The organism is Wolbachia endosymbiont of Protocalliphora sialia, from assembly GCF_053891855.1.
Map to the genome: position 1 here is coordinate 1 of NZ_JAIUJX010000027.1, position 5502 is coordinate 5502.

Genomic DNA, 5502 nt, shown 5'->3' on the forward strand with positions numbered 1-5502 from the left:
TTTTTTTTGGTCTAGTTTATGGGGTGCATTATATGAGGTATATAAGAATTATAACCTTAAGGATATTTATAGAACCTATAAAGCACTATGTAGGTGGAATGTTTCTAATATGGATAAATGGTCTAATAATAAGTTTAAATTTGAGGCTCTCATTACTAAGCTAAAGAAGCAAATTTACATTATTGCAAAAAAACAGAAGTTATTAGAATCATGTATTGATATAAGATTTGCTTCCAAAATTATTCAAGACTTACCTGAGCTCAAGTTAAAGGACTTAATAATATCTGAAAGTGAATTTCTCATTCCTTTGATGCAGTGTTTAAGTATTAGTGTAAATAACAGTAATGCTAATGTCTTAAAGGATAGTTGGTCGAGAACAGATATCTTATCCGGTCTGCAGATTCTTTATGAAATTGTAAGTAAAATAGAGGATCGATCTGGTTTAAAAGAAGTATTTGATACAGATCTCTCCAAGATATACAGCAAATTAGTGAAAGTGAAGGTAATCTACGCTAATGAAGTGTTAAAGGAAGTAAATAAGTTAGATAAATTGGGAATAATAAAAAATGGTAAATTGTTATGTAAATCAAAGCAATTTACAGTAGACTTGCAAGTTACTAATGAAGATTATGATAAAGCATGTGATAGACAAATACCTACTTCAGACCCAAGCCATAATGCTGAAAAAAAGGAAGAAGATAATCAATTACTACATGAGCTTTGTACTAAAGATTTAAGCAATCAGAAAATAGAAGCAAGTAGTGCTGTACGGAATATTTTATTACAAGATGATAAAATGAGCTATACTACAAGGAGATGTATAGGTGTAGTAGGGAATAAGTTATCTTCATTATTCAATTTTGCAACAGGTTATTTTTTTCAGGTTTTTCCTCCTTATGAACAAGCTAAAGATACAGGTAGTTCTCAACCTTTAAAAGTTATGGAAGATAAAATCATTGAAACAGTAAAGCAAATTATATCAGAAAGGGTAGAGTTAGAAAAATCAAATATTAACTTTAAACAAATGAAGAAAAAGATTGTCCAAAGATTCAATAAAGGTAATTTTGATGATATTACAAAATCTATAGCATTACGTATATTCGAAGAAGGTAGTCGAGATTTAAAAGCTAAATTTAAAAATGTAAAATCCTGTAAGCAAATAGTAGAAAGAAGAATAAATCAATTAATACAAGATATACTAAAGAATAGAAACAGCATGCCGGAAGTTAATGATGTAAAGGAACAAAAAACAAGCTTTAAGCCAGAAAGTCATCTAAATGATACTGCTGTTCAAGGTCATATAACTCAGGATAAGGTTAAATTAATTTCTTAATTTCATCCAAAGAAAGGCCGGTGATTTCAATGATGACATCTATAGAGATACCGTCCTTAAGTGAATTTTGCCACTTTAATCTTTCCTACTTCCTAGTGTATGGTCCCAGAGTGTGATGGTATGATAGAATGTGAGAAAAAATACCATCAAAGTAGGAGTTATGGTTAAAACCCCAGTTATGGATTAACTAAAGCAATAAAGCTTAGAAATAGAAGGCTTTTTTGACTGAATGGAATATGAAATTAATGTTGAAAAATATGTACCATAAAATTTATTGGCGATCTGTGGCGTAAGCTCAAATTTGTTTTTCAAACAACCAAAAACCGTCTCAATAATCGACCTTTTTCTCAATAAAATCTTCTCTTTTAGTAAAATCAATGCGTTTTTCATGCCTTTTTTCACTTTAGTGATAAGTTTTAGGCCTCTGTCGAAGAGTTTCTTAAAGAGCTCTTTCTTTATATAGCCCTTATCTCCGAACAAAAGTCCTGTCAAATTTTTAGTCAAATTTGGTACAGGTTTTCTGTCATCAACGTTGCCTTTAGTTAGTGTAATAGCTTGAACTTCGCCTATTTCATTAATTACCAGATGTAATTTAAAACCTAAAAACCATCCATAGATAGTCTTTCCTATATTTGCTAACTCTTTGAAAGCTTTATTTTTGAAATCCTTTTTGTGTGGCAAACAGCGATTGCAGTTGTATCAATATTATTGCTAAAATATTCAAGTTTACCCTATTTCCCTCTTTATTAATTCTACTTTTATCTGTTTTCTAATCCATAACTAGGGTTTACACGGGTGCGCTAGAACACCAGAGGCAGTGCGTAGGAAAATACAAAATAGTCAAGAGAGCATAGCAAAACTTTCTCAATGCTATAATCTTAATCCAAAAACTATTGTCAAATGGAAAAAAAACGTTCATTCACTAAAGATGTAAATATGGGAACAAAACAGCCAAGATCAACAGTTTTAACCAAAGAGTGGAATATTCAAAAAAGCATAAGGGTCAAGTTAAGGAAATAAAGGTATGAAGAAGATAGGATAAGAAGATATAAAATTCTCTCGGATATATTTTAGTGAGAGAACTAATGATGAATAAAATAACTTGCTTATCAAATTACCTCAACAAATTTTTCAATGAAATGGCAAATAATTGAAACAGAAAAGGAAAAGAAAATTGAGTAATTGATGATTCATAAAAGCTATAATTTTGGGTAATATAGGGGTTACAAACTGAATCATAGATACAATGTGCCAATTATTAAATGAAGAATCTGTGATAATAACGAAACAGGGTTTAGATTTCAGGTTTACTAAAGAAGCAGTAGAATTTATGAAAAGAATGTACAATGGCTTTATTTAAAATACCCTGCAAATTGATTGTAGAATCTTGCAGCAATTTAAAAGCATTGGATAGTAGCTTTGCCTAACAGCATGGAAAATCTATATAAAGGTTATGGACAAAGGTTATGAGAGTAACACTAAGTGTGGAATAAAGTTAAAATTAGTTTTTGATTACCTAAATCAGACATTGGATCAACTTAACATAACGGAGGGAGTAAGAAGGTTATAGGGAGAAGTTGCTAATATCTGACCTTGGTTCAAGTTCTTTTAAATGGAACGGGAGCTTATTTTATAAGTCGTTGATACCAATGTATATGCTATAGAAACAAATCAAAAAATGGAATTATTGGAATGTTTAGGAGACAAGCTATTTTTAGAAATGAAGGTGTTGTTGGGAAAAGAAGCAAAGATTAGAGTAAGAATGATATGTCATAAATTAACTGAAGAGCAGTCTCTAGCCAGAAGAAGAAAAGCTAATAAATTGGCAAAATCACATGATCTTCCAAAAGGAATCAGAAATTGTTGAACTGGTCAAAACTAATATTCCAGAGGATAAAATTAGTGCTGAGCAAGTATTACAGAGTAAGGTGGCAAATTGAGTTGTTTTTAGATTGGCAGATATTTTTATTAGCATCGAAAATTACATAATGTATATTACGTGAATAGCATAAAAGTCCTCTTCGATAAAGGCTTCTGTATCTTTTATTAAAGAGGAAGGGGAGGTGCCTCTGTACAATGAGAAAAAAATCTTTTCTAGTAATGATCCCCATATTAGACATTTTATTTTTAAAACTATTAAAGTTATACTTTAATAACTTACATAACTTCTTTTCAATGTATACTTTAAGAAAGTAGCCGCCACGAACTGCTAAAATACCTATACGGTAAAGATTAGCTCCCTGAATTTTTCTTAGGGTGCAATACACTTCATGGGGTGTTGCTCCTAATTCCAATAATTGTTCGATCTTTTCTTGACTAGTGTTTTTAATGATAAGGTTAATATGGTGATCAACCCTTTCTTTCATACCTTCAATATTGTACAAATGTTTATCATAAATTATCCATAAATTTTTAATGTAGACCATTATTGCCTATTGCCTTAATTCCAGGATGATCTTGAAATTTTTCAAAAACTTTTCTTATAACATTTTCTCTGATAGGAACTAAATTCGTGATTTTTGACCTTTTAAAACTGTAAAATTTATCGGTCATTAGCTTCATAAAGTATTCTGTTGCTTCTTTTTGTGCTTGGTTAGCGTAGATTTTTTTTGCTTTATGTGGATTAAAGTGCCTTGAAACGTATGTGCTACGTCCTTTTAATTGAGCAAAAATTCCATTTTCAAACTCCTTTACTTCCTTATTTTTAATAACTTGCAGTAATTCATGAGAGGTGAGATGAGTTTCATCATCGAAAGTTCTAATCGAAATCTTGAGCTCAACTGACTTTTCTCGCGCTTTTATTCTTCTTCTGGAGTTGATCTGTGCTCGAAGATGTTTGCTATTGGTATTAATTACGTGAGAGCTACCACGCACGTGAAAGTTATGGAATTTACAGTAAAAAGAGGTTTTCTTACTTTTTTTTACTTGACTTTCTTTTTTATTATGATGAAAATTTGCATGCATGGCAGTGCTGGTAATCTTTTTCAATTGACAAGAAGTGATTACTATAAAATTTAAGTTGTGTAAAGGATAAAAAGTTATCCTTTACACAGAGTTCTTTCCCAAATTAGCAATTCCAGTTCATTTCCATATGGTAAGTTTAATACGAGTTAATACTATGTAAAGCATAATTTTATGTTTACATGAATTTTTCTGAAAGTTCAATTTAGTATTAGCTTTTCAATCTCATCAATTGCAAGACCAGTGGATTTAGCTATTAACTCAATAGATGCGCCAGCTTTAAGTAGATTTTTTGCTATTTCAACTTCTCTTGTCTTTTTGCCTTCCTCTCTACCTTCCTCTCTACCTTCCTCTTTAGCATCATCAAGTTTTTGAGCGAGGACAGCCTTCTCATCACGAATACGCTTTATTTCTTGCTCATAAGCTATAAATTCTTTTTCTGACCAGTTAAATCTATCTAACTCTTCATATGCTTTTTTGATTATTACATCACTTCCTATTATTCTTTCTAATTCCCTTTCACTGGTTTCTTCTGCGTATTTGAAAAAGTAGATCCATTTTTCAACTATATTTTCTAATTGATCTTCCTTATTCTTTGGAAATTTTGGTAATTCAATAAACGTAAAATAAAAATCTTTTAAATCGTGTTCATTAGTCTCTTCATCTCTAATAGTATGCTTTGATTTATACTCAGACTTATTTGGAAATAGAATACAGTCTGCTATAGCAATAAAGATAATTTCCTTAAGATCATGATATTGATCACCTTTATCAGCTTGCCTTGAATACGCTTTAGCAGCATAATATTGAGCGCGTTTTTCAAAACCTTTAGTTTTGGCAACTTGCATTTCGACGATTACCTGCACTCCATTTTCATCTCTGCAGAGAACATCAACAATACTTTGTTTTTTAGAGGCAATTTCAGCGTCCATTATAGTACTAAGAAACTCTATTTCTTTTATTTGATCTTTGCCAGTAAAGCCCAGAATATCATTGAGAAAGTGAATAAGAATATCTTTATTCTTTTCAGTACCAAAGATACGCCGAAAGGCAACGTCATTCTTTGGATCGAGAAATTTAGAAAAAGCCATAAGGAATTCGCTTTAAAATTATTAATATTATACACTATTTTCTATGATTTATCAATTTAATATCCTACCAGTTATAATGCACCCATTTGTCTAGACCATTTTTTTCAAAGTGATCCG

The 5502-nt window shown here is 30.9% G+C and carries 4 protein-coding genes and 3 pseudogenes; 3 read left to right on the plus strand and 4 right to left on the minus strand.

The features are described from left to right. Window positions 1-1333, plus strand: a 1333-nt coding sequence (locus LB100_RS05850; protein WP_456201704.1) for a hypothetical protein, incomplete at its 5' end; no start/stop codon positions are given. Window positions 1334-1516: 183 nt separating this feature from the next. Here the strand turns inward: LB100_RS05850 and LB100_RS05855 are convergent. Beyond that, window positions 1517-2037 (minus strand): annotated as a pseudogene (locus tag LB100_RS05855) (IS982 family transposase); the annotation flags it as partial. 113 nt (window positions 2038-2150) lie between these two features. Between LB100_RS05855 and LB100_RS05860 the strand changes: the two are divergent. Further along, window positions 2151-2350 (plus strand): annotated as a pseudogene (locus LB100_RS05860) (IS481 family transposase); the annotation flags it as partial. 71 nt (window positions 2351-2421) lie between these two features. Then, window positions 2422-3277, plus strand: a pseudogene (locus LB100_RS05865) (IS4 family transposase); the annotation flags it as partial. On the opposite strand, the gene LB100_RS05870 reads toward LB100_RS05865, so the two are convergent. From LB100_RS05870 to LB100_RS05880, 3 genes are all read right to left on the minus strand, one after another. After that, window positions 3250-3759 (minus strand): hypothetical protein, encoded by a 510-nt coding sequence (locus tag LB100_RS05870; protein WP_456201707.1) that lies wholly within the window; start codon window positions 3757-3759, stop codon window positions 3250-3252. The pseudogene LB100_RS05865 and the gene LB100_RS05870 sit on opposite strands and share 28 nt — an antisense overlap. Continuing rightward, window positions 3746-4297: a hypothetical protein gene (locus LB100_RS05875; protein WP_456201705.1), complete on the minus strand. Its 552-nt coding sequence runs from the start codon at window positions 4295-4297 to the stop codon at window positions 3746-3748. The genes LB100_RS05870 and LB100_RS05875 overlap by 14 nt, the downstream gene beginning before the upstream one ends. Before the next feature lie 197 nt (window positions 4298-4494). Further along, entirely contained in the window at window positions 4495-5385 is an 891-nt protein-coding gene (locus LB100_RS05880; RefSeq protein ID WP_456201706.1) for an Rpn family recombination-promoting nuclease/putative transposase, read from the minus strand. Window positions 5386-5502: the final 117 nt, after the last annotated feature.

Excerpts from the sequence above, each read along its gene's own strand:
- LB100_RS05880 (WP_456201706.1), bottom strand. The coding sequence starts at position 5,385 with ATGGCTTTTTCTAAATTTCTCGATCCAAAGAATGACGTTGCCTTTCGG.
- LB100_RS05875 (WP_456201705.1), bottom strand. The coding sequence starts at position 4,297 with ATGCATGCAAATTTTCATCATAATAAAAAAGAAAGTCAAGTAAAAAAA.
- LB100_RS05870 (WP_456201707.1), bottom strand. The coding sequence starts at position 3,759 with ATGGTCTACATTAAAAATTTATGGATAATTTATGATAAACATTTGTAC.